This is a genomic window from Edaphobacter sp., from assembly GCF_028283685.1.
Taxonomy (GTDB): Bacteria; Acidobacteriota; Terriglobia; order Terriglobales; family Acidobacteriaceae; genus Edaphobacter.
Genome location: NZ_JAPWKF010000001.1, coordinates 640,944 through 664,532 on the forward strand (window position 1 = coordinate 640,944; position 23,589 = coordinate 664,532).

16 protein-coding genes are annotated in these 23,589 nt (G+C 60.9%); 10 read left to right on the plus strand and 6 right to left on the minus strand.

The genetic code is table 11. From position 1 onward, the window contains the following. Positions 1-34: 34 nt before the first annotated feature. Entirely contained in the window at positions 35-1,339 is a 1,305-nt protein-coding gene (gene pncB, locus PW789_RS02735; protein ID WP_299370968.1) for a nicotinate phosphoribosyltransferase, read from the minus strand. A gap of 128 nt (positions 1,340-1,467) precedes the next feature. On the opposite strand from pncB, the gene PW789_RS02740 reads away from it, so the two are divergent. The 4 genes from PW789_RS02740 to PW789_RS02755 all read left to right on the plus strand — a co-directional run bounded on the left by PW789_RS02740 (position 1,468) and on the right by PW789_RS02755 (position 5,602). Next, positions 1,468-2,535, plus strand: a complete 1,068-nt coding sequence (locus PW789_RS02740) for a deoxyhypusine synthase (protein WP_299370970.1) — start codon at positions 1,468-1,470, stop codon at positions 2,533-2,535. 344 nt (positions 2,536-2,879) lie between these two features. Then, entirely contained in the window at positions 2,880-4,583 is a 1,704-nt protein-coding gene (locus tag PW789_RS02745; RefSeq protein ID WP_299370972.1) for a response regulator, read from the plus strand. A 115-nt stretch (positions 4,584-4,698) separates the two neighbouring features. Beyond that, entirely contained in the window at positions 4,699-5,118 is a 420-nt protein-coding gene (locus tag PW789_RS02750; RefSeq protein WP_299370974.1) for a response regulator, read from the plus strand. Between the two features lie 142 nt (positions 5,119-5,260). Further along, the gene (locus tag PW789_RS02755; RefSeq protein ID WP_299370976.1) at positions 5,261-5,602 is read left to right on the plus strand and encodes an Hpt domain-containing protein; all 342 of its coding nucleotides are present in this window, start codon (positions 5,261-5,263) and stop codon (positions 5,600-5,602) included. On the opposite strand, the gene PW789_RS02760 is transcribed toward PW789_RS02755, so the two are convergent. Continuing rightward, positions 5,586-7,514 carry a glycoside hydrolase family 88 protein gene (locus PW789_RS02760; RefSeq protein ID WP_299370978.1) on the minus strand — a complete coding sequence of 643 codons (1,929 nt, stop codon included), beginning with the start codon at positions 7,512-7,514 and terminating at the stop codon, positions 5,586-5,588. The genes PW789_RS02755 and PW789_RS02760 overlap by 17 nt on opposite strands. 88 nt (positions 7,515-7,602) lie before the next feature. Further along, the gene (locus PW789_RS02765) at positions 7,603-9,639 is read right to left on the minus strand and encodes a DNRLRE domain-containing protein (protein ID WP_299370980.1); all 2,037 of its coding nucleotides are present in this window, start codon (positions 9,637-9,639) and stop codon (positions 7,603-7,605) included. 311 nt (positions 9,640-9,950) lie between these two features. Here PW789_RS02765 and pgm point away from each other — a divergent pair, with 311 nt between their 5' ends. Then, the gene (gene pgm / locus PW789_RS02770; RefSeq protein WP_299370982.1) at positions 9,951-11,597 is read left to right on the plus strand and encodes a phosphoglucomutase (alpha-D-glucose-1,6-bisphosphate-dependent); all 1,647 of its coding nucleotides are present in this window, start codon (positions 9,951-9,953) and stop codon (positions 11,595-11,597) included. Between the two features lie 75 nt (positions 11,598-11,672). Here pgm and PW789_RS02775 read toward each other — a convergent pair whose 3' ends face one another. Then, a complete protein-coding gene (locus PW789_RS02775; protein WP_299370984.1) occupies positions 11,673-13,889 on the minus strand; it encodes a TonB-dependent receptor in 2,217 nt (738 codons plus the stop codon). Between the two features lie 97 nt (positions 13,890-13,986). Here PW789_RS02775 and PW789_RS02780 point away from each other — a divergent pair, with 97 nt between their 5' ends. Then, on the plus strand, positions 13,987-15,144 hold the full coding sequence (locus PW789_RS02780) for an alginate lyase family protein (protein ID WP_299370986.1): 1,158 nt from the start codon (positions 13,987-13,989) through the stop codon (positions 15,142-15,144). Positions 15,145-15,150: 6 nt separating this feature from the next. On the opposite strand, the gene PW789_RS02785 is transcribed toward PW789_RS02780, so the two are convergent. After that, a complete protein-coding gene (locus PW789_RS02785) occupies positions 15,151-15,825 on the minus strand; it encodes a YdeI/OmpD-associated family protein (protein ID WP_299370988.1) in 675 nt (224 codons plus the stop codon). Positions 15,826-15,861: 36 nt separating this feature from the next. On the opposite strand from PW789_RS02785, the gene lpxB reads away from it, so the two are divergent. Continuing rightward, the gene (gene lpxB / locus PW789_RS02790; RefSeq protein ID WP_299370990.1) at positions 15,862-17,079 is read left to right on the plus strand and encodes a lipid-A-disaccharide synthase; all 1,218 of its coding nucleotides are present in this window, start codon (positions 15,862-15,864) and stop codon (positions 17,077-17,079) included. Between the two features lie 98 nt (positions 17,080-17,177). Continuing rightward, a complete protein-coding gene (locus tag PW789_RS02795; RefSeq protein WP_299370992.1) occupies positions 17,178-19,160 on the plus strand; it encodes a M1 family aminopeptidase in 1,983 nt (660 codons plus the stop codon). Between the two features lie 77 nt (positions 19,161-19,237). Here PW789_RS02795 and PW789_RS02800 read toward each other — a convergent pair whose 3' ends face one another. Continuing rightward, complete coding sequence (locus PW789_RS02800; protein WP_299370994.1) at positions 19,238-20,422, minus strand: VWA domain-containing protein; 1,185 nt, start codon at positions 20,420-20,422, stop codon at positions 19,238-19,240. 184 nt (positions 20,423-20,606) lie between these two features. Between PW789_RS02800 and PW789_RS02805 the strand changes: the two genes are divergently transcribed. Then, positions 20,607-22,436, plus strand: coding sequence for a SpoIVB peptidase S55 domain-containing protein (locus PW789_RS02805; RefSeq protein ID WP_299370996.1), 1,830 nt, complete (start codon positions 20,607-20,609; stop codon positions 22,434-22,436). A gap of 134 nt (positions 22,437-22,570) precedes the next feature. Further along, on the plus strand, positions 22,571-23,578 hold the full coding sequence (locus PW789_RS02810; RefSeq protein WP_299370998.1) for an NAD(P)-dependent alcohol dehydrogenase: 1,008 nt from the start codon (positions 22,571-22,573) through the stop codon (positions 23,576-23,578). Positions 23,579-23,589 lie beyond the last annotated feature (11 nt).

Below are 23,589 nucleotides of genomic sequence, written 5' to 3' on the forward strand. Positions count from 1 at the left end.
TAGTCGCCGCCTATGAATCTCAGGAGAACGAGCGCTAGACCAGCACCTCGGACCCGACCACCGCCGTGCTGCCAAAGACACCCCGGTAGCGCTCCACCGCATCCGCAGGTCCCGTCGACTTCCGGGCATTGTCGCTCAGCTTCACAGCTGGACGATCGTTGACCGTCATCAGCTTGCACACCAGGCTGATCGGCTCGAAGTCATGTTCGCCCCGGGGGTGGCAGCCGCGAAAATCATTGGTCAGCAGCGTTCCCCAACCCGCACTGAAACGGATCCTGCCCTCGAAGTAACGCTGCAGCGAGATGATGTCATCGACATCCAATCCGTCAGAGGCTATAAAGCGCTTTCTCTGCGCGTCCCTCCCCCGGCTCATCAGCCAGGCAATGTATTCGTCTCCGGCTACGAACGGATCCTTCGAATCCGCACGCTGGCCTGTCCAGTCAGCGACCCACTCCGGCGCTCCTTCAAGAAACTGCGTCGTTCCAAAGGTATCCGGCAGCATAATCAACAGCTCACCGCCATAGCTCTTCTGCCAGAGATCGAGCACGCGATACTGCGAGGCGTGCAGCTCCTCGTCATCGTTGGCCAGCGCAGCCAGTGCCATCGGCAGCTCGTGGGCGTTGGTTCCCATCGCCTCCAGGTCATGCTTGTAAGCGAGATAGGTGTTGGACGTACCCGAGAGGATCGGCCCCAGCGACGCGCGCATCGCCATCACCACGTACTCCTGCCAGAGATAGCTATGCCGCCGCCGCGTGCCGAACTCCGAGATGCGAATCTCAGGGTACTGGCGCAGACGCTCGATCTTCTCCCACAGCCTGGTCTTCGCCCGGGCATACAGGATGTCCAGCTCCAGTTCGCTCAGCCGCGAGAGCGCCGAGCGCGTCCTCATCTCACTTATGATGGCAAGGCTGTAGACCTCCCACATCGTTACCTCGGTCCACAATCCCGCAAACCGAAGGCCGATCTGCCCATCGTGCTCCACGACCTCGTAGTCCGAAAGCCGGAAGCCGTTCTCCAGCCAATCGAGGAACGCCGGCTCGAACATGGTGCGCGTACCGTAGAACGTGTTACCGGCCAGCCAGATCATCTCGCTCTTGCGGAACCGCAACTGGCGCACGTGCTCCATCTGGTCGATCAGGGCCGAGGCCGAAATGTGCTCGGAGAGGAGCACCTGCGTCGTCCGGTTGGAGGTCTCTGACGTCACGCGGACATCGGGAAAGTTTTTCCAGATGAACTGCAGCATCAGCAGCTTATAGAAGTCCGTATCGAGCAGCGAGCGCACGATCGGATCGAGCTTCCAGTTGTGGTTGTGGGCTCGCTCAGCCAGGTTCACGTTCATGCCAACCAGTCTCGCCGGTCGGCGAGCCCGAAGCAATCTCTTTCGCCGTCCCGTACTGCAGGCCAACGCTTAAAAATTCATAAAACCCGCGTCGTTCTTAGACTTTTGCTTGGTATCCTATAGAGGCTATGTCTACGAAAAAAGAACTCCTCAACCAGACCATCCAGCACATCGACATCAAGCAGCACAACGTCGTTGCCCTGGTCGATGCGATGCAGACGATGGCCTTCAGCTCGCGCGATACCGCCCGTGCCGCCACCATCTACGACATGATGCTCCGCGACACCGAGTGCGGCGTCATCCTCTGCCTCGCCGGATCGCTGATCTCAGCAGGCCTCCAGAAGGTCATCGTCGACCTCGTGCGCAACAACATGGTCGATGCCATCGTCTCGACCGGCGCCAACATCGTCGATCAGGACTTTTTCGAGGCTCTCGGCTACTACCACTACGTCGCTGGCGACGAGTTCAAGTACGGTGAGCGCGACAATGTTCTGCGCGAACTGATGATCGACCGTATCTACGACACCTTCATCGACGAGGAAGAGCTGCGTATCTGCGACGAGACCACGCACCAGATCACCAATTCACTGGAACCCCGCCCCTACAGCTCGCGTGAGTTCATCCGTGAGATGGGCGCCTACCTCGTCAAGAACGGCAAGACCCCAGCCAACGGCGGCAAGGACTCCATCGTTCTCGCCTGCTATGAGAAGAACGTGCCGATCTTCTGCCCGGCCTTCTCCGACTGCTCGGCGGGCTTCGGCCTTGTTGCCCACCAGCATGCGCGCGTCGGCAAGCCATCGGTTTCGATCGACTCGGCGAAGGACTTCTACGAGCTCACCCAGCTGAAGATCGCGTGCCCGACCACCGGCCTGCTGATGATCGGCGGCGGCGTGCCGAAGAACTTCGCCCAGGACATCGTCGTAGCCGCCGACATCCTCGGCGTCGAAGCCTCGATGCACAAGTACGCCATCCAGATCACCGTCGCCGATGCCCGCGACGGCGCGCTCTCGGGCTCCACGCTGAAGGAAGCCTCCAGCTGGGGTAAGGTCGATACCACCTACGAGCAGATGGTCTACTCCGAAGCCACCATGGCTTTCCCGCTTATCGCCGGTTATGCCTTCCATAAGAATGCGCAGGCCAGCCGTACAGGAAAGAAGTGGGCCGCCATCCTGGATCAGGTTGCCGTAAGCGCCTGATTGAAACGCTAATTCTCAGAACACAAATCGGGATCGATAAGATCCCGATTTCTATTTAAGGCACTTTCTGGCCCAAGGCATCGCGCGCACTCAAATTCAAGTGTCTTACAGATAAGGAGAAAATGCCGGAGAACGACACATTTTCAATAGCTTGGAGCATATAACTACGAAAGTAATCAGGTTTTATACACGCCGGTTACCCATGGTCCATAGGTTGCCAATAGCACATGGGCCAAAGAGCCTGTAATAAATTGAGATATCTGCAATCCGTTTCGGTTACTTGGACGTTACTTCACCAAGTTACTATAGCTGTAGTCTTTGGGATGCCGAGGTTAGATCGCTGCATGCACATACTTCCGATTCTGGCTTGTCTATCACTTGTCGCCACGTACGGAGTTCTGCTTTATGCATTTCTACGGGCCCAGCGCACGACGCGCGAGCTTGCGACACAGCTCAGCCGCGCCCGCGAGCAACAGCATGAAGACAAAAAGCAGTTGAATGAGCGCTCGCAGCTGGATCACCTTAAAGACGAGTTCATCTCCACCGTCTCGCACGAGTTGCGTACTCCCCTGACCAGCATCCGCGGTGCGCTTGGCCTTCTCTCCTCCGGCACGATCGGCCAGTTCGATGCTAAAGCATTGAATCTGCTGCGTATCGCCACCACTAACACCGATCGCCTGATCCGCCTTATCAACGACATCCTCGATCTGGAGCGGATGGAATCCGGTCGCGCTCCCCTGCAGATCCGCCGCTGCTCCCTGCGCGATCTCTGCCAGCAGGCCATCGAGACCATGACTCCCATGGCCGATAGCTCCTCTGTCCATCTGGAGCTCGTCGGCTTCACCGTCGCCCAGGCCGCTGCCCCCGAGGCACTCTATTTCGATGGCGACTCCGACCGCGTCCTGCAGGTGCTTACCAATCTCCTCTCGAACGCCATTAAATTCTCTCCCCCGGCCTCCACGGTCCGCATTCATACCGACGCCACCGCCGATTCGATCTTGTTGAAGGTCGTCGACGAAGGCCGCGGCATTCCCGCCGAAAAGCTCGACGCCATCTTTGACCGCTTTCAGCAGGTTGAGCCTACCGACTCCCGCCAGAACAGCGGTACCGGCCTGGGCCTCGCCATCTGCCGCAGTATCGTGCAGCAGCACAGCGGATCGATCTGGGCGCAGCGCAACCTGATCAAGGGCACCACACTGTACGTCATGCTGCCGCGCACCACGCGGGCCAGCGACGTTTCGCTTCCGGCCTCTCTTCCGCCCCGCGGAGAAGGTTCCATTCTTGTCTGTGACGACGACGCCGGCATACGCGCGGTCGTCTCTGAACATCTCACCCGCCAGGGCTACACCGTCATCGAGGCCAGCTCAGGCGACGAGGCGCTTACCATCGCCAGTGGAACCCAGGTCGAAGCCATCCTTCTCGACCTCTACATGCCCGGCCTCAGCGGATGGGAGACACTCCAGCGCCTCCGGAACACCCCCAGCACGGCCAACATCCCTGTCGTTGTGCTCAGCGTTCTTTCGTCCACGCTGCGCCCACAGCTTACCGGCGACGCACAGGGCTGGGTGCAGAAGCCCTTCAACGAGAACCTGCTCTTCGCCGAGCTTGGTCGCGTCCTCCATCATGGAGAAGGCCCTGCCTACGTATTGCTTGTCGAGGATGACGATGATCTGGCCAGCATCCTGATCGCCAACTTTCAGGATGCCGCCGTGCATGTCGACCACGCCTCCTCGCGGCAGGAGGCTATCCGCCAGTGCATCAATCGCAAGCCTGACCTGCTGATCCTCGACCTGACGCTGCCGGATGGCGATGGCTTCACCTTCGTCGAATGGCTTCGCCAGCAGCCTCCGCTGCGCACGCTTCCCCTGGTCGTCTACTCCGGCCGCGAGGTTTCGGATACCGAGATGTCCCGCCTGCGCCTTGGCCCCACGGAGTTTCTCACCAAGGCCAAGGTCCAGCCTCACGAAGTCGAGGAGCTGGTGATCTCCATGGTGCAGCGCATCCGCACAAAATTCTCCGATCTCACCACAACCGGGCCTGCCTCCTAGAGCAGTATTTTTCGCTGAATCCGCTGCAGGCCATCTCTTCCTCCGCTATAAATCCACGCCGATCACACTTTTATTCATCTGGCCATCCCCCATTCGCGTGAGAGAATGATGTCTCATGCGACGAGTGTTGATTATTGATGACGAGGATGACATCCGCGAGGTAGCTGCTTTATCGCTGGAAGCAACCGCGGGCTGGGAGGTTCTGACCGCTGGTTCAGGAGCCCAGGGCATCGAAGTCGCCGTCGCACGGCAGCCCGATGCCATCCTGATGGATGTCATGATGCCCGGGGTGGATGGGCCAACGACCTTTCTTCAAATGCGAGCCAATCCGGCCATCGAACACATTCCAGTCCTGCTGCTGACGGCCAAGGTTCAAGGGATCGACAAACGCCGGTTCGCCGGACTCGGAGTTGCCGGGGTTCTCTTCAAACCCTTCGATCCGCTGACCCTCGCCGACCAGATCGCCGAGACGTTGCACTGGACGGGCACCGCCGTAGACGAATCAAATGCCGAAAGGCCTTCTGCAAAGCACTAACACTTTTGGGGCACGCGGCTTCTCACCTCGAATCACTACACTGTGTTTATTGTAGTTCTTGCCCCTGCACGTATTTCTGCCGCTGAGTCCATGGGATTTCCCGGGCCGTCCGACGAGACTGAAAGCGAAGGCGTAGAGGCACATGAACACTCAATCGAGCACCGAGACGGAGATCAAAACCCTCCTGGCTGATCTCTGGAAAAACCATCTTCCCACGACCCGCGAGCGGCTCGACGTTCTGGAACTGGCAGCGCGCTCCGCAAAAGATGGCGGCATCCTTGAAACGCAGCGCGAAGAAGCCCAGTCCGTGGCGCACAAACTTGCAGGCAATCTCGGCATGTTTGGTCACAAGCACGCGGGCGAGGTCGCCAGCGAGATCGAAGAAATTCTGAAGCAGCCGACCTCCGAGGAGCTACGCCAGCTACCGGAGCTCACCCGGCAGCTGCGCGAGATGCTCGCCCCTTACCTTACTTCGGCTGCCTGATGGCCCATCCTGCCAGATCGATCGCTGCGTCGAAGCCGTCGAAGTCCAGCGGCAGCGTGTTGCGACGATCAACGTACTCGTTATAGATCCACGGATCAACTACAGCGAACACAGTCCCCTTTCCGAACTTCGTCTTCGCCATCAGCACATCGCCCTTGTCCTTCAGGATCGCCTTCGCGGGACCTGAGACGGTGATGGTGCTGATCTCCTTGAGATACGCCTTATGCGGGTAGGTGAAGATGCCGCCGGTGCCTGCAGGAATCATGGCCGTCGCTTGCGGCCAGTTGTTATTGTCCACGGTATTGCGCAGCACGGCATTGAAGTGGATGCCGAACCGTTCGCTCAGCGAGTTGAAGTGCTCAAACTCGGAGTTGTTCTTGTCGTTCTGCAGAATAATCAGGACGCCGCCCGCCTTCACCCAGGCCTCGATGGCATCGCCGCTCGCCTTATCCATGTAGTGCGGATTCGGGTTCTTCGCCGGGATATCCGGAGACACCAGAAAGTAGACCTGTGCCCTCTTAAGATCAGCGACTGTCGGAGCCGTCTTCAGTGTCGCCAGCTTGACGCCATAGCGTTCGAAGGCGCGACCAACGAACGAGAATCCGGAGTTCGTGTCATCGTCCCACTTGTAATGAAACAGCTCTGTCTGTCCAGCAGCGTTCTTGCGTGTCTGCGAGTTGAACCAGGCGTCGACCATGACCGTCTTGCCCTGCCCCAGCGCCTCGGTGGCAACCTGTCCCATCTCCGAGCCGGCCAGCAGGTACGCGCCGATGCCCTTGGCATCATTCACGCGCGTCTTCTCGCCGACGTAATAATCGAAGGTGCCGGAGCGATAGGGCTTTCCGCCCAATCCGCCGACCTTCACCGTGCCATCCAGCTCAAGATCGCCGTTCGGCGCAGTCTTCACAAACGCCCTCTGGATCGCCTTCCATCCCCGTGTTGCACTCGGCTCCAGCGACTGCGGCAGATAGCCTTTACGAACGCCCTTCGCAATGGCATAGACGAACATGCAGCTCGCCGAGGCTTCAGGGTAGTTCCCTTTGCGCGGACCATACGCCATCACCTGCCACCACAGCCCAGTCGTCTTGTCCTGATACTTCACCACCGACTGCGAGAGGTCCTTCAGCGCGGCGATCAACGCAGGACGCTGTGGATGATCTGCGGGCAGCCAGTCCAGCACGTCCACCATCGCCATCATGTACCAGCCCATTGCGCGGCCCCAGACTTCCGGCGATAGTCCCGTGTTCTTGTCCGCCCATGGCATCGTCTTCGATTCGTCCCAGCCATGCTTCAACAGACCTGTCTTCGGGTCCTTCATATGCCCATACATCAACAGAAGCTGCTTGGTGATGTCGTCGAAGTCGTCCGGCTCGTGGAAGGTGTAGGCATAGGCCGCGCGAAACGGCTCGGCCATGTAGGCTCCATCGAGCCACATCTGGTTCGGATAGACGTCCTTATGCCAGTAGCCTCCGCTCGCGGTGCGGGGTTGATCGGCCAGCTGATCGTGGATATATCGCGCAGCCTTGTAATACTTCGGCTGCTGGGTGACACGGTACACCAGCAGGAGAGCGCGTCCCATGGCGATCTCGTCGAGACTATGAATCTTCGGGCGGTATCCCTTGATCGAACCATCGTCACCGACGTACTTATCGACGGCGTCCTTCACATAGCGAAACTCGTCTCCGTTGGCAGTCGCATGCCACTGAGCCACGATACCGTCCAGCAGAACGCCTTCTTCGTAAGTCCAGTCGCTTGTCTTTCCATCCGTGGTCACCACGCCGCGCGGCCACTGTTTCATGATGGAAACGGCCATCTGCGCGGAGGCTCCGTCGACCTTAAGAGCCCCATCGGCGTGAGCAGAGATTGCAGACAATACCACCACGCATCCAACAGCAGCAGACCACAGCTTCATCGTGAAGAGACTCTCCCGGGGAAAGAATTCGAACGCCACCAGCATACCCGCTCGCATGCATTCCCGGCGACCGGCTCCTCGAGCCGCTTCAGTTGCAGGCCACTGCCGTCCAAACACCCGCAGCCGTGCCGCTGGCTCCAGAGATCTGGATATCCAGAAAGCTGTTGGCCGTAACGGCCAGTGAACCCGTCGCAGTGCATGCGGTATTAGTCGAAAGAGTACATGCCAGAGAGGTACTGACAATCGCACCCGCGGGTCCGGCGCGCAGCGTGACCGTAATGTTGTTCGATTGCTTGGAGTACACCGACAGCTGCGACACCGTGCAGTCCCTGGCCACCCATGTCAGAACCGTGTCCGTCTCCGTCGAGCTGGCCGTCGCCGCACTCAGCGAGTAGTAGTTCGAATTGAAGGAGACGGCGTGGTACATCGAGGCGAATGGGATACCGGTCATCTCGCTTCCTCCTCCACTCCCTCCTCCAGACTGCCCCGGTGCGCCCTGCGGAATGGAAAAATTCAGCACGGCGGCCGAAGACGATCCACTATTGGTGACAGAGGCAGGCGTCGTTGAATCTACCGTGCGGACCGTACCGATGCTGATGGTGGCAGCGGTCCCCGCCGGACCACTGGGGCCAGCGACACCCGACTGTGCCAGCATCGCCCACTTCGCAGGCGATACATCGGGCAGAGACGCCAGACTCGTACCCAGGGCGATATAGGTGCTTCCCCCATAGGTGACGGCATCGTTAGTGATGTAACCGGCGGTGTTGTCCCACGCGCCCTTGTAGACGATTCCCGGCAGCCCCTGCGGCCCGGCGGGGCCCTGGATCCCCTGAGCCCCGGAAGTACCGGGTTGCGCCAAGACTGCCCAGGTTGAAGCATCCGTATTCGGCGCGACATTCAGATTGGCGACGAGAGCGATATAGCTTCCTCCGACATAGCCCACCACATCGCCGACGGAGTAAACCTTCGTAGTCTGCCAACTTCCAATAAAGCTAACCGGTGGGCCCTGCGCTCCGGTATCACCTTTGGCCCCCTGAACTCCTTGAATGCCCTGGTCGCCTTGCGGTCCTTGTACGCCTAGTGGCCCCTGTAAACCTTGTAGTCCCTGTGCCCCGGTAGCTCCCTGTAATCCCGGGGGCCCTGCAGCACCCTGTATTCCAGGTGGCCCGGCAGCTCCGGGGTTACCCGGCTTCGCCAAAGCTGCCCAGGTTGAAGCATCGACGTCCGGCTCTACGCTCTGGTTCGGGATGAGGGCGATATAGCTTCCTCCTCCATAACTCACAGCATCACCGATGGAGTAGGCCTTCGTAGACTGCCAGCTTCCGATGAAGCTGACCGGTGGCCCCTGCTCTCCGGCATCACCTTTCGCCCCCTGGGCTCCTTGGCTCCCTTGCGGGCCTTGTGGTCCCTGCATACCCTGGGGTCCCTGTGGCCCGGTATCCCCTTTTGTACCTGTGATACCTTGCACACCTTGTGCCCCCTGCAAGCCCTGGAGCCCCTGCGCCCCGGAGTCGCCCTTCGCGCCTGCTGGCCCAGCTGGGCCGGGAGCTCCCTGCGGTCCCTGCGAGACGATCGAGATATCCAGTGCCGGAGCGTGTCCGGTCAAATCATTTTCCTTGCTGTCGAAGGCAATCGCTGCTGATGCCGCGGTCAGCGCCAGGCCATTGTTTGTTGAGGGCGTCGTCAGCCATCCCTGCACGATCGACGTGACATCGATCCACACGAACGCGCCGGCCTGCCCTACCGTCACGCTCTGCGCCGACGCTGCCAGCGCGGGCATCGTGCTGTAGGTGACGCTGTATTCCCCCCATGCCGCATTAACTGGCTGCAGATTGATCTGCCCTGGAGTATCCGCGCGATTGCAGTAGAGACGTAACAGCGCCCGCGAGACCTGGGCCGCTGTCGTTCCCGAAGGGAGAGCCCCCAGGTCAAACTGGAGCAGCGTGGTGTAGCCTCCACCTACATTCAGATTCGAGATGGATCCGCTGTTTACTGCAGGTCGCGCTACGTCAACGTGCGCATCGGCAACCAGCGGTGCCTCGACAGCAGTTGCCCTGCCCCCAGCCGCTAGCCACACGGCCAGCGTCAACGCGGCAAGCCGCACTCCCCCACGAGATACCCTCATCAAGGCCCCTTCTCCATTTAGGGCCATCCCTGGAAGAGGGGACAGCCGACATGCTCAACGATTCCTGCTCTGCGGTGCACGCTGGCCGTAAGGAGGCCTGACGTAGCTTGAACTGCGTTCTGGTTGCGGCTCAAACTCTTCCGTATGCGCTCAATGTAGCGAAATCGCGACATCTTTCCATACGACTTCGGCGTTATTCGAACCGAATCCTGCAACAGTCACCGTTCCAGACAAGTTTTCCTCTTCTAACCCGCATCTCATATAGTGCAAAGACTGCATCTAGTTTCAGTAAAGGAAGAAGAACCGACGACATGAGCGCTCCAGAGACAAATAAGCCCGGCCACCTCCCCTCCCTCGACTCGTTGGTCGACATTCCGCGACTCATCACTGCCTACTACGCGCTGCATCCCGATGCCGCCGTTGCAGCCGAACGGGTCTCCTTCGGCACCTCCGGTCATCGCGGCAATGCCTTCGCTGCCTCCTTCAACGACGACCACATCGCGGCCATCACGCAGGCCATCGTCGAGTACCGCACCTCGCAGCACACGCTTGGGCCACTCTTCCTCGCCCGCGATACGCACGCTCTCTCCGAACCGGCTTTCACCACGGCGCTCGAGGTTCTTGCGGCCAACGATGTCGAGGTCCTCATCGACGAGCATCTCGGCTACACGCCCACGCCCGTGCTCTCGCACGCCATCCTGACGCACAACACGAACCCGAAGCTACACAAGGCCGACGGCATCGTCATCACCCCCTCACACAATCCGCCGGAGGATGGCGGTTTCAAGTACAACCCGCCCAACGGTGGGCCGGCCGACACCTCGGCCACCAAGTGGATCGAGAACCGTGCCAACGAGCTGATCGCCGCCGGTCTGAAGGGCATCAAACGCACGACCTACGCTAACGCTCTTAAAGCGGACAAGACCTATCGCCACGACTACATCACCGCCTACGTCACCGACCTGGAAAATGTCATCGACTTCGACATCATCCGCAGCAGCGGCCTCAAACTCGCCGTCGATCCTCTTGGAGGTGCAGGCGTCCACTACTGGCCGCGTATTGTCGAGCAGTACAAGCTGCCGCTTGAGATCCTCAATACACACGTCGACCCGACGTTCCGCTTCATGACACTGGACTGGGATGGGCGCATCCGCATGGACTGCTCCAGCCCCTTCGCCATGGCGTCAATGATCGCCAACAAAGACAAGTTCGACGTCGCGTGGGCCTGCGACACCGACCATGACCGTCACGGCGTCGTCACCCGCTCCAGCGGCCTCCTCAATCCGAATCACTACCTCGCCGTCATGATTCAGTACCTCTTCACCAATCGGCCGGAGTGGGGCGAGAAGACGGCCATCGGCAAGACGCTGGTCTCGTCCAGCATCATCGACCGCGTGGCCAAGGGAATCAATCGCCCCATGCTCGAGGTTCCGGTCGGCTTCAAGTGGTTCGTTGACGGCCTCCTCGATGGCTCACTCGGCTTCGTCGGCGAGGAGTCCGCAGGAGCCACCTTCCTGCGCCGCAACGGAAAGGTCTGGACTACGGACAAAGACGGCCTCATCCCCGGTCTGCTCGCCGCCGAGATGACGGCACGCACTGGCAAGGATCCCGGCCTGCTCTACAAGGAGCTCACCACCAGGTACGGCGATCCGGTCTACCAGCGCATCGACGCAGCCGCCACCAAGGAGCAGAAGGCCAAGCTCGGCAAACTCTCTCCCTCGCAGGTCACCGCGAAAGAACTGGCTGGCGAGCCTATCACCGCCATCCTCACCGAGGCTCCCGGCAATCAGGCTCCGATCGGTGGACTGAAGGTGGCCACTGAAAACGGATGGTTCGCGGCGCGCCCATCCGGTACGGAGGACGTCTACAAGATCTACGCAGAGAGCTTCAAGGGCGCCGATCACCTGAAGAAGATTCAGACCGAGGCACAGGCATTAGTCAATGCTGCCATCGCCTGAGATCCCTTCATAATGCTCGTGAGCGGCGCAGCATGTCTGAACAAGGCGTTGCGCCGCTCATCGTTTAAGCAGACATCACCATAGGCGAATGCCGCCCATGATGATCCGTGGTGCAGCCAACGTGAGCTGTGGCGTCCGTCCTGCCTGGATGCGCGAGTTTGCGAGATTCTGCACCGACATATAAAGCCGCAACGACTTTCTCAGCTTGTGCTCTGCGTAGAGATCGACCTGCGCAAAGGGATCGAGCTCATACTGGTTTGCCGTGTCATCGTACTGTTTGCCGCTGGCCCTGACATCGACGGCGAAGACACCCCACTGGCTCTTCTCCATCCTCGCCTGCACCGTCGCAGAGTTGCGCGGTACCTGCGCCGTCCACTTCCCTGCCAGCGTTGGATCTGCCTGGAACTTCGAGACCGTCGAGTTGGCGTACTGGTAGCCGGCCGTCAGCATGAGAAAGCTGACGGGGTGCATCTCCAGTTCTGCCGTAACACCTTTGCTCAACAGCTGGCCAAGGTTCTGACGCATCAGCGTCTGCGAGGTCGTGGTGGCGCTTATCTGAACCGCAGCAATAGGACGGTTTACCTGGGTCCAGAAGTAGCTTGAGCGCACCGTGCCGATGTGATGCAAATTGATCAGCCCGCCCGCCTCCCAACCTGTCGCACGCTCGGAACGCAGCGAGGGATTGGCCAGCGTCGTCTGCTGCCCGACCTGTCCCGTGCGGTACAGCTCATTCAGAGACGGTCCGCGAAAGGCGCGGAAGACGGAGCCGGTCAACGCAACACCGTGCGGCAGCTGCCTGACCACACCCAGCCGAGGATTGAAGATCGTCTCACTCACGGTGGGCAGAGGAGTCGTCGCACCGGCCTGCTTCGCGTCGAAGGTCGAGAAGCGATCGACGCGGGACGACAACGCCACCGACCAGCCCTTCGGCTGCCACAACGCCTCGCCGTACACTCCTGTATCACGCTGCCGCGCCGTCGTGCTCACCGTCGTCTGTGGCGCGCCGGTGGTTCCATACGGCGTCTCGCGATCATTGCCGCGCGTGTCCAGCACATCCGATCCGGCAACCACCGTCCAGGCGTGGTAGGTGTGAGCCCACTGCCCGATGGCTCCCAGCTGCGACGACGGCACAACCTGCAACCGCGTCAATCGCTCGCTGGAACGGTCGGCGACGACCGACGAAAACGACTGCCTGTATCCCTGGCTGGCTCCGTGCAGGCGCAGCAGGAAGCGCCCATCGCCACCGTCGCTCCAATCGCCGCCGGCGGCGTAGCGCCAGATGCGGGTCGCGTTGGTCGTCACCGGGGTACCATTGCTGCGCGCCTCGTTGAGCAGGTTGCCGCGCAGAAAGACGGAGCCCGGCCCCAGGTCATGATGCAGCTCGATGCGTCCGCTCTGTGAATGCACGTTCGATGGAACATCGACCGCGCCACGAATCTCAGGGGCGATCAGAATGTAACCGCCTGTCTGAAAGATGCTCGTGGCAGCCAGGCCCTTCCACCCTTTGTAAGTGCCCGCGAGCAGGCCGTTCAGGCTCGAGGTATTCTCGCTCGCTCCAGCGAGGTCGAGCGCATAGGAGAACTTCTCCGGCGTAACCGGCAGCACATTGATGACGCCGCCAATAGCGCTCGATCCGTAGAGGTCGGAGGCTCCGCCACGCATCAGTTCGATGTTGCGGACCGCCAGCTGCGGAATTTCGTTCCAATGAATCCATCCGCCGAATGGATCGTTGAGCGGAATCTGGTCACTCAGGACCAGCGTACGGCTGGCCGCAGTCGAAGCGAGTCCATGTAGCGAAGTCCCCTGCGTCGTCGGATTCGCCACCCAGGAGCCGGTGCGGCGAAACAACTGAAATCCCGCGACCTGCCGCAGCCGATCATCCAGATTGAAGCCTGGAGCTTCTTCGTACTGCTCCTTCGTCATCGTCCGCACGCTGCTGGCGCTGGCATCGAGAGACAGCGGGGTTCGCTGCGCCGTAACGTCGACGACTGTGTTGGTCGAGGCCACGCGCAGAACCACATCCACATCGCCCACGCCCGCCTGCTGCTTCAGCGTCGCAAAGCCGGCATGCGAGATCTCGAGCATGGCTGCCGGGTCGCTGACAGAAATTACAGCGCAGCCGGAGCCATCACTTGAGCTCAGCCGCACTGGTTTGGTATGCGCCAGCACCTGCGCATCGCCAATCGCTCGTCCCTGCTCATCGTGAACGCATACACGTACGGCACGATCATCCGCATACGCCAACACGCTACCCAAGGCAACGGACAGAACGAGCTTCACCAAAAACTGCATGCATTCATCCTATCGTTTCAGCACCATCGAACGAAGCCAGGTACGGCGCAATCCCGCTGTCTCCGCTCGTGTTACTCTGCGGCGCAAAGGTTGTGCCATGTCTTCGACGCGACGAGACTTCTGCTCCGGTGCCCTGACGATGCTGCTGCATTCGTCTTCTTTTGCGCAGACGCGCGCAGCTGCCCCGGAAGGATCGACAGCCCGGCCAAACGTCGCCGCCATCGATCGCGACCGCATCCTCGCGCAGGCGGAACGCGCCCTCGCGCTACCGGTCATGCCCATCACCGCCATCGCGGCCGATCGCTCTCCCGGGCCCGTGCACGATTACTACTCCGAGCCGACCGATCAGGCAGACCCTTTTCTGGCGCACCGTGACGCTCTCTTCACGCTGGGCCACACGGTTCCGGCGCTCGCAGCGGCTTACCTCATCACCCATGAAGAGCGTTACGCCAAACTAGCCGCCGCGCAGATGCAGGCATGGTTCGTTACCAGGGAGACGGCCATGACCCCAACTCTGGAATTCGCCCAGGTGGCAACCAGTGCGAAGACCGGACGCATGGAGGGAGTTCTTGAAGGTCTGCCTCTGATCGAGATCGCACAGTCGCTTCCCTTCCTCGCAACCTCTGAATCTTTTACTGAGGAGCTGACCGGTGGCGTTACTCGATGGTTTATGCAATATCTCGACTGGCTGAACAGCGCCCGCTCTGCGGGACTGGCACGAGATGCGCACGACCACAATGGCTCTTCGTGGATGTTGCAGGCTGCCGCATGCGCCCGGCTCAACCTGAAGGACGATAGCGCCCTGACGACACTACGCCATCAGTTTCGCTCAACCACCATACGCGCACAGATCGCCTACGACGGTAACTTCTCTCGCGAGCTTTCGACGCCCAATCCGTATCGCAATTCGCTGTTCAATCTCGACCTGCTCTGCGGAGCCTGCGAATTGCTCTCCACCCGTTTTGAAAAGGTATGGGACTACGAACTGCAGGATGGCCCCGGTATGCGCGTCGCAATCGCTCGATACTTTCCCTTCATCGCGAATCGCAATGCATGGCCGTATCGAGCCGATGCCGCATTCTTCACGCAACTTCCCCTGCGCCGTCCGGCCCTTCTGCTGGCCGCGCGGGCCTACAGCCGGCCGGAGTACGCCGATGTCTGGAGGACGCTTCCAGCCGACACCTCCAATCCCGAACTCGACCGCAGCTTTCCCATTCGGCAGCCATTGCTGTGGGTCACGCGGCCCCGTCCATAAAACTGGCTATTTATTCTTCTTCTCTGCGACTCGCAGACAGTCTTCAACGACCTTACCGGCACGCTTCTCTCTCGCCTCCGGGCTCTGGTAGTAGAAGACGCCAAGCAGGTGTCCCCGGCGCTGCACTTCCGTCATCTGCTCCCACCCCTTGCGAGCGGTCGGATGCCTGCGGAAGGCCACCTCAAGGATCGGCGGCAGCATCTTCTCTCCTTCGATCGCAAGCAGCATGCGCTCCGCCATCTGCTCTGCCCTGCGCCGTTTGGCCTCAGGACTCTTGACGCCCTCGATTGCTCGCGCGATATCGCGCCGGATAGCGTCGCTCAGCTTTTCATACCATCTGGCGAGAGCCTTCTCTTTTTTAAAGATCGCTTCGAGTTCCGCCGGAACCGGCGAGATACGCTCGTCAAGGTCGGGCTCGATGGCCAGATCGAGCATGCCGCCGAGGCCGACTCCGGCAGCTTTCTGCATCTGTTTGTTCACCAGCACAAAGTGTCCATGGTGCAACGAGTCGGCAAACAGCGAGGAACGAAAGATCTGATCGCCCGCAGTCACCTTCACCCGCAGACGGATCATGGTCTTCCATGTCTTTGCGGGATCGAAGGGGAGACGTGCCACGGTCCAGCCAAGATTTCCGGGCAGGGGTTCCAACACCGCTCGAAAACGTTTAATCTGTTTGGCCATGCACACCCTCCGAGAAGAATCTACACTGGTGTCATCGTGAAGCAAGAGAACACGGCGATCTTTCTGTCCGCCGGGGAAGCCTCCGGAGATCATTATGGCGCACAGATCGTCAGAGAGATCCTTGCGCGCCGTCCGGGCACCAGCTTCTTCGGCCTCGGCGGGCGCGAGATGGAAGAGGCTGGACAGGAGCGCATCGTTCGCGCCGAAGATGTCGCGCACATGGGTATCACTGAGGTTGTGCGTCACGCGCCTCGCGTCTATGCCTCGTATCGCAGCCTGGTCTCGTCGATCAAGCAGCGCCGTCCCCAGGCCGCCGTCCTCATCGACTTCCCCGATGTCAATCTCCGGCTCGCACGGGAGCTGAAGGCACTCGGCATTCCCGTCATCTACTTCGTCAGCCCGCAGCTGTGGGCCTGGAAACGCCGTCGCCTGCAATGGATACAGGAGCGCGTGGATCGCATGATGGTGATCTTCCCCTTCGAGGAGGACTTCTACCGTGCACGCGGCGTCGATGCCACCTTCACCGGGCATCCGCTCTCCGAGCTGCCCGTACCGACCATCTCGCGGGAGGAGTATGCCCGTCGAGAGGGACATCTTGACCTCCGCCTGCCATGGATCGCCCTGCTTCCCGGCAGTCGCTGGCGCGAGATCGAGGCGAACCTGCCGCGCATGGTCGAAGCCGCGGCGGAGCTGGGCAAAGGCTATGAGCTGCTTATCCCGCTGGCCTCGACGATCGCCTGGGACCAGCTCAACGAATTTGTGTCCAGCAAGACGGTCTGGCAGAAGACCGGCCCCATCCACATCGTCTCCGACGCGCGCGAGGCTCTCAGGCACGCTCGCGCCTCTGTGGTGGCAAGCGGTACAGCAACGGTGCAGGCAGCGCTGATCGGCAATCCTTTCGTCGTGGTCTATAACGTCTCCGCGCTGACCTTCGGTCTGGCGAAAAAACTGGTCCGCTACTCGCCGGAGGTCTGGCCCGAAGGCTCCACCGACAAGCACGGCAACCTTCCGATCGCGATGGTCAACCTGATCGCCGGCCAGCGGGTGGTGCCTGAGCTGCTGCAACAGAACTTTACCCCCGGCAACGTCGCCGCCGCGCTGCGAAGCCTGCTGGATGACACGCCCGAAAGAATGCAGATGATCGAGGACCTCTCATCCGTTCGCGAGCGCCTTCAGTCACGCTCCGGGGCCTCGCCCATCGCCCAGGTGGCCGACGCGGTCGAGGCCCTTTTGCATGAAGGAGCCAAAGTTTAGCCTGCCGTTGGCCGAATTACCGGGTCGCGCGTCTAACATGTCAGCCTGCGGATCAGCAGGGATCACGCAGTACCATGTTGTTGAGGAACTTTGCCTTCATGCGCTCTTTTGCTCGCAGTCTTCGATTTCCGCTTGCTGTCCTGGCCCTCTTCCTCTTCGCTGGCGTTCCTGTCTTCGCCGCGCCTGCGCGACCGCAGCTCCAGATCACCGGCTATGTCATCAATGCCGATCTCTACCCCGCGGACAACAAGCTCTCGGCGACTGCTTCAGTCACATTCACGGCGCTGCAGGATCTCACGAATCCTACCTTCGAGCTGAACAACGGCCTGCAGCTCACCAAGGTCTCCGACGCCGCCGGCAAGTCGCTGGAGGCTGAGCGGCTGACGACCAACTCCAGCGTCCGCTTCAGCCTTGCGAACCCGATTCCGAAGGGCACCTCGACCACCTGGGCCTTCGAATACTCCGGCACGCTCAAGGGTTCCGAGACCAGCCCCGTCGAAGGCATCAAACTCGCCTCGGTCGAAGACCCCATCAGCATCCTGCTCTATCCCGGGCGCTGGTTCCCCATGGTCGGTCTATATACCAACCGCTTCACCGCGGAGATGCACATCCGCGTGCCCACCGATGAGCGCGTCGTCGGTTCGGGTTCCGGCGTAGCCGCGCCAAAGAGCGTTCCAGGCAACCGCACCGAGTACACCTTCAACTGGACCAAGCCCGGCTTCCCCGGCACCATCATCGCCGGCAAGTTTATCGATCCAGCCACAAGCGGCAATGTTCGCGTCTACGTCACCGAAAAGAACAAGCAGTACGCTCTCGCCTTCGCGCATGATGCCGCGCGGCAGTTCGAGTTCTTCACTACGACCTTCGGTCAGCCCGAGAGCTCGCACATCGCCCTGGTCGAGATGCCCTCCGATGCTGTCTCCGCCACCTGGGCGCCCGAGATCGCAGGCATCGCAGGCTCGCGCGTTGCAGGGAGAACCTACTCCCGCCTGCTCGCCAACACGCTCGCTCACCAGTGGTGGGGATCAGAGATCTCTCCCGCAACGCTGAACGACGCCTGGATCACCAACGGCATGTCCCGCTATGCCGAACTGATGTACGTCGAAGACTCCGCCGGCAAGAACGCCTTCCAGACCGCCGTCACCGACGTCCAGGCCGGAGCGCTGGCATACGACACCGAGCCGCTGACCACTCTCGGCCGCCTGGACCCCTTCTCTCCCCAGTTCCAGTCAATGACCCTCGAAAAGGGTGCGATGGTCTTTCACATGCTCCGTTGGGAGATGGGCGATGACGTCTTCCTGAAATTCCTGCGCGGCCTGCTGTCGCAGTACACCGACAAGGGCGTGCGAACCGACAACGTGCAATCGGTTGCGGAGGCTCAGTCGCAGCTGGCGCTGCAGCCCTTCTTCGCGCAGTGGTGCGATGGCACCGGAGCGCCGACCTTCACCAACAAGTACACCGTCTTCCGCCTGGGCAGCAATAAGGGCTTCCGCACCGTCGGCTCTGTCGCACAGGATCTCGATCTCTTCCGCATGCCGATCGAGCTGCGGATCGAGACGGACGGCAAGACCGAGATGCGCCGCGTCGACGTCTACGGGACGGAGAGCAACTTCTCCGTGGAGACCTTTGGCCGGCCGCGTCGCATCTCCGTCGACCCGCAGAACTGGGTGCTCAAGAGCACGCCCGACCTCGCCGTACGTGTAGCGGTGCTGCGCGGCCAGCAGCAGGTGGCGCAGGGCGACCTGACCGCCGGGCTGATCGAATATCAGAAGGCTCTGGACGCGAACAAGAACAGCTCGCTGGCCTCCTATCGCATCGGAGAGGTCTTCTTCATGCAGCGCAACTACCAGTCGGCCGCGAACTCCTTCCGCGACGCGCTGCGCGGCGACGGCGATCCCAAGTGGGTTGAGGTCTGGAGCCACATCGAGCTGGGACGCATCTTCGACCTGACCGGCCAGCGCGACCGCGCCGTCAACGAGTACCGTCTCGCCGTGCAGACCAACGACAACACCCAGGGAGCCATCAACGAAGCGCGCTCCCTGATGCAGAAACCCTACAAGCGAGAGAGCAGCAACAACTAGCCAACTCATCGGCATCTCCGCACGCAGAAAAGCCCACCGAATCCGGTGGGCTTTCTCTTTCTTCAGGTAGCCGAGTTTTACTCGACCTCCTGCTTGGCGCGATAGCCGTCGCGCGCGATCACTGAGTACTTCAGCGGCTTGTGCTTCTCATCCTGCATCTGCAGCGGCTGGCCTTCGTTATCGACCAGCTTCACCTGGATGCGGCGATAGGTGCCGTCATTTTTGTTGTTGCTCGGGCGATAGGTCAGCACATACTCATTGCGAATCGAATCATTGATCTGAGAGAAGATATCCGGCAACGCGCCCTGGAACATCGGATTGAAGCTCATGCCACCCGTCATCCGGGCGAAGGTCTTCATCTGGTTGTCGGCCTGCAGGTAATCGAGGCGCGTGACCGGCCCCATCGCACCGCGGGCATCGGCGAGCTCACGTACCAGCGCGCCCGTACCGATCGTGAAGATCGTCACGTTGGGAGTCGCTTTGATCTTGGCAAGAATCTTGTCAAGCGTGATCTTCGAAAAGGTATCGCGGCCCGTCCCAATGAGGATGATGTACTTGCGTCCCTCGATGCGGCTCATGCGATCCAGCGTCTCGTACAGAGCGTCGAAACAGTTCGTATCCGAGAAGCCGGGGATCACCAGCGACTGCAGCGCATCGCCGACAACCTGTTTGTTGTTCGTGAAGTCGGTCAGGATGTGCGTGCGCAGGTCGTAGGTGACAACGGCGATGTAGTCTTCCGGCTTCAGCGTGTTGAAGAAGCTGAAGGAGGCGTTCTGCATGTCGCGGATGAAGTAGTAGCTGTTCGCGGCGAACTCCAGCAGCATGACCGCTGTAATCGGCGTCTTCGACATACGGACGCTGGTGATCGTCTGCGGAACGCCGTCTTCGAGTACCAGGAAGTTATTGCCCTTCAGGCCAGGAACGAACTGATGCGTCTTGTCGAGGATCACGTTGACGTCGAGATTGACGATCGGCACATCGACGCGCAGCGAATAGGTGTCGTTGTTGGGATTCTTGACCTTGGGCTCAGCTGGAGCGGCGGGAGCGGGAGGAGGCGTGTTGTCCTCGTCTTCCTTCTTTTTTTTGAGGACGATCGGTCCGGAGTCGGTGTTGGGTCCGGCGGAGTCGTCTGCTGGCGTCTGCTGTTGTGGTGGAGGCTGTTGCTGTTGCGACTGCGCCCAGATGTCGGGAGAAAGAAAAAACAGGCCAGGCAGAACAAGGGTTACGGCGACAACGCGGCGAATACGCGAAAGAGAAGTCATCGTCTAAAACTCTACTCCGTCTCATGTTGGACGTGGCAGACGGTCGGGCGTGATGGCCTCTTCCGTCCTCCGGCGTCTAACGAAACGAGCCGCTCCTGCGGGCAAAGGGACACGGATGACTGGTGCTTACGGGAGGTTAGGCTCTAGTCTTGTAGACGTGATCGCAACAAGAAAGACGCGGAGTTTGATTCGACGGGCCGCCCTCGGCTGCATGATGGGCGCCACTGCGCTCCAGGCACAGACAGCTGCCACCGGCGTAAGTGCCAGCGGCACAGCACTACCTCCGACCGCAGCCGCGGCCATGGGAGCCTCCGGGATGCGCGTCTTCCCCCTGTCCGAGGTCAAGCGCGGACTGCAGGGTGTGGCCTACACCGTCTTCGAGGGCGTCGATCCCGAGCCCATGCAGGTGGAGATCCTCGGCGTTCTGCACGACTCGCTCGGCCCCGGCCAGGACATGATCCTGGCCCGCCTGCGCGGCACCAAGCCGGAGTTCACCGGCGTCGTCGCCGGTATGAGCGGCAGTCCGGTCTACATCAACGGTCGCCTGCTGGGGGCGATCAGCTACCGCATCGGCCAGTTCAGCAAGGAGCCGATCGCCGGCATCACCCCCATCGAGCAGATGCTCGAGGTCCGTGACGGCGAGATACGCCCGGCTCCTGCCTCGACAAAGCAAACCATCTCGGCCGGAGCCTTGTCCGCCCCCATGACGACATCTTCCGGTATCGAGATGCAGGCCATGGAGACGCCTCTTGTCTTCAGCGGCTTCAGCACCGAGGCCGTCCAACTCTTCGGCGACCGTTTCCGCGCCCTGGGGATGACTCCGGTCGCCGGACTGGGCAGCGCCGACCCCAAAGCCTTGCAGCCCGAACCGCTGGTTCCCGGTTCCGCCGTCAGCGCCGTGCTGGTACGCGGCGATCTCTCGGTCGCCGGCACCTGCACCGTCACCTACGTCGACCCGACGCATCTGCTGGCCTGCGGCCACCCCATCACGCAGTATGGCCCCATCGATATGCCGATGACCAAGGCAGCTGTCGTTGCAACCCTTCCCTCCCCGCTGAACGCCTTCAAGATCGTCAATACGACCGAGACCGTGGGCGCCTTCACCGAAGACCGCGCCTCCGCGATCATGGGACGCTTTGGCGTCAAGGCGCGCATGATTCCAGTCACCGTGGAAGTCACCCAGCCCGCCGTCGCGGCAGGCACTGCGTCCAGGGCAAAGACCTTTCACTTCGAGGTTCTGGACAATCGCCAGCTGACTCCATCAGCGATGCTGGTCTCCGTCTACCAGAGCCTGCAGTCCACCAACGCCGCCGCCGCCGAGATGAGCTACCGGATCGCCGGGGACATCGCCGTCAAGGGCCTTCCGGATGTCCACATGGCAGGCCTGATGACGCAGACCGAGCTGAACCCGGCTGCCATCACGGCAGCGCTCTTCGTCGGCGATCGATTCGGGCGCGTCTACGGCAATGCTCTGGAACAACCGGTCGTCACCGGGATGAACCTGAAGCTCGAGGGCATCGCCGAGCGCAGGACCGCGGTGATCGAATCGGCGCGCCTGGGAGCGATCGAAGCCCGCCCCGGCGAGACGGTCGAGGTCGAGGCCACGCTCGACCCTTACCAGGCAGAGGCGCACGTCGTTCATCTTAAATTCACCGTCCCCGCAGGAACCGCTCCGGGCACGGTCCGCATCCTGGTGAGCGATGCCGCAAGCCTCGACCGGCTGGCACACGGGCAGGGACCGGCGCACCAGCTCGGCCTGGCGGACACCGTGGCGCAGATCAATCGTCTTCACGAGAACGACAAGGTCTTTGTAACCCTGCTGAGCAAGACGGCGCAGGCGATCCTCGATGGCGAGACCATGCCCCAGCTCCCGCTCTCGATGGCGAACGTTCTCACGCCGCTCAAGGACGCGCAGCGGCTCCAGCTGAGCGGGGAGAGTTTGGTGGAGGCCGCGTCCATTTCGACCGATTATGCCGTGAGCGGATCGCAGATTCTCAATCTTTTGATACGCTGACATTTCTACTCTTCTTCTTGAAGGACAACAGGATGGCGCAATCCGGGCCCAGTCTTTTCGACAGATCGATGATGTAGCATCGAAGACAGATTCGCACCTCTCCCCAGTGCGAATGGAAAAGGAACGGATTCCTGATGAGTGAGATACATGGACTGGCCACGCACGCAGCCGGTGCGCAGCTGCTTCCTTACAAGTACGATCCCGGCGAGTTGAAGCCGACCGACGTCGAGATCAAAATCTCGCACTGTGGAGTTTGCCACAGCGATGTACATCTCATCGACAACGACTGGGGCGTCAGCAAGTATCCGTTTATCCCCGGCCACGAGATCGTCGGAACCATCATCGCTGTCGGCGATTCCGTGAAAGATCGCCTCGTCGGCGAGCGCGTCGGTGTTGGCTGGCAGGCTGACAGCTGCGGTTACTGCGAGTGGTGCCGTCAGGGCGATGAGCATCTCTGCGCACAGGGTCAGCCCACGTGCGTTGGCCGCAACGGCGGCTACGCCGACAGGATTCGCGTCAACTCACGCTTTGCCATTCCGGTCCCCGAAGCCCTGGACAGCGAGAACGTAGCGCCCTTGCTTTGCGGAGGCATTACGGTCTACAGCCCGCTGCGGAATCACGGAATACGTCCGTCTTCGCGTGTCGGCATCATTGGCATCGGCGGACTTGGTCACATGGGCGTGCAGTTTGCCCGCGCCTTCGGAGCCGAAGTCACGGCCTTCTCCACCTCGAAGGACAAGGAAGAAGAGGCCAGACAGCTGGGCGCGCATCACTTCATCAATACACGCGATACAGGCGCTCTGAAGAAGGTCGCCGGGGCGTTCGACTTCCTGCTCTCGACGGTCAGCGCCGATCAGGACTGGAGCGCTTATGTGAACGCTCTGCGTCCCAAGGGAATCGTGTGCGTGGTTGGAGCGTCACCGTCGCCGATGCAGATCCAGGCCTTCTCGCTGATCAGCGGGCAGAAGGCGGTCTCGGGCAGCCCGACGGGAAGCCCACGCGATCTGCACGAGATGCTCGATGTCGCCGCGCGGCACAACATCAAGGCGATCACGGAGCGGTTCGCGATGGCCAAGGCGAACGAGGCCGTGGCCAAGGTAAAGAAGAACCAGGTGCGCTACCGCGCAGTGCTCGCCAACTAATCACAAACCGA

Bases quoted from the DNA above. Each gene is read 5' to 3' on its own strand.
- PW789_RS02810 (WP_299370998.1), top strand. From the start codon at position 22,571: ATGAGTGAGATACATGGACTGGCCACGCACGCAGCCGGTGCGCAGCTG.
- pncB (WP_299370968.1), bottom strand. From the start codon at position 1,339: ATGAACGTGAACCTGGCTGAGCGAGCCCACAACCACAACTGGAAGCTC.
- PW789_RS02765 (WP_299370980.1), bottom strand. From the start codon at position 9,639: ATGAGGGTATCTCGTGGGGGAGTGCGGCTTGCCGCGTTGACGCTGGCC.
- PW789_RS02800 (WP_299370994.1), bottom strand. From the start codon at position 20,422: ATGACTTCTCTTTCGCGTATTCGCCGCGTTGTCGCCGTAACCCTTGTT.
- PW789_RS02745 (WP_299370972.1), top strand. From the start codon at position 2,880: ATGCACATACTTCCGATTCTGGCTTGTCTATCACTTGTCGCCACGTAC.
- pgm (WP_299370982.1), top strand. From the start codon at position 9,951: ATGAGCGCTCCAGAGACAAATAAGCCCGGCCACCTCCCCTCCCTCGAC.
- PW789_RS02740 (WP_299370970.1), top strand. From the start codon at position 1,468: ATGTCTACGAAAAAAGAACTCCTCAACCAGACCATCCAGCACATCGAC.
- PW789_RS02795 (WP_299370992.1), top strand. From the start codon at position 17,178: ATGCGCTCTTTTGCTCGCAGTCTTCGATTTCCGCTTGCTGTCCTGGCC.
- PW789_RS02775 (WP_299370984.1), bottom strand. From the start codon at position 13,889: ATGCAGTTTTTGGTGAAGCTCGTTCTGTCCGTTGCCTTGGGTAGCGTG.
- PW789_RS02780 (WP_299370986.1), top strand. From the start codon at position 13,987: ATGTCTTCGACGCGACGAGACTTCTGCTCCGGTGCCCTGACGATGCTG.
- PW789_RS02755 (WP_299370976.1), top strand. From the start codon at position 5,261: ATGAACACTCAATCGAGCACCGAGACGGAGATCAAAACCCTCCTGGCT.
- PW789_RS02750 (WP_299370974.1), top strand. From the start codon at position 4,699: ATGCGACGAGTGTTGATTATTGATGACGAGGATGACATCCGCGAGGTA.
- PW789_RS02785 (WP_299370988.1), bottom strand. From the start codon at position 15,825: ATGGCCAAACAGATTAAACGTTTTCGAGCGGTGTTGGAACCCCTGCCC.
- PW789_RS02760 (WP_299370978.1), bottom strand. From the start codon at position 7,514: ATGAAGCTGTGGTCTGCTGCTGTTGGATGCGTGGTGGTATTGTCTGCA.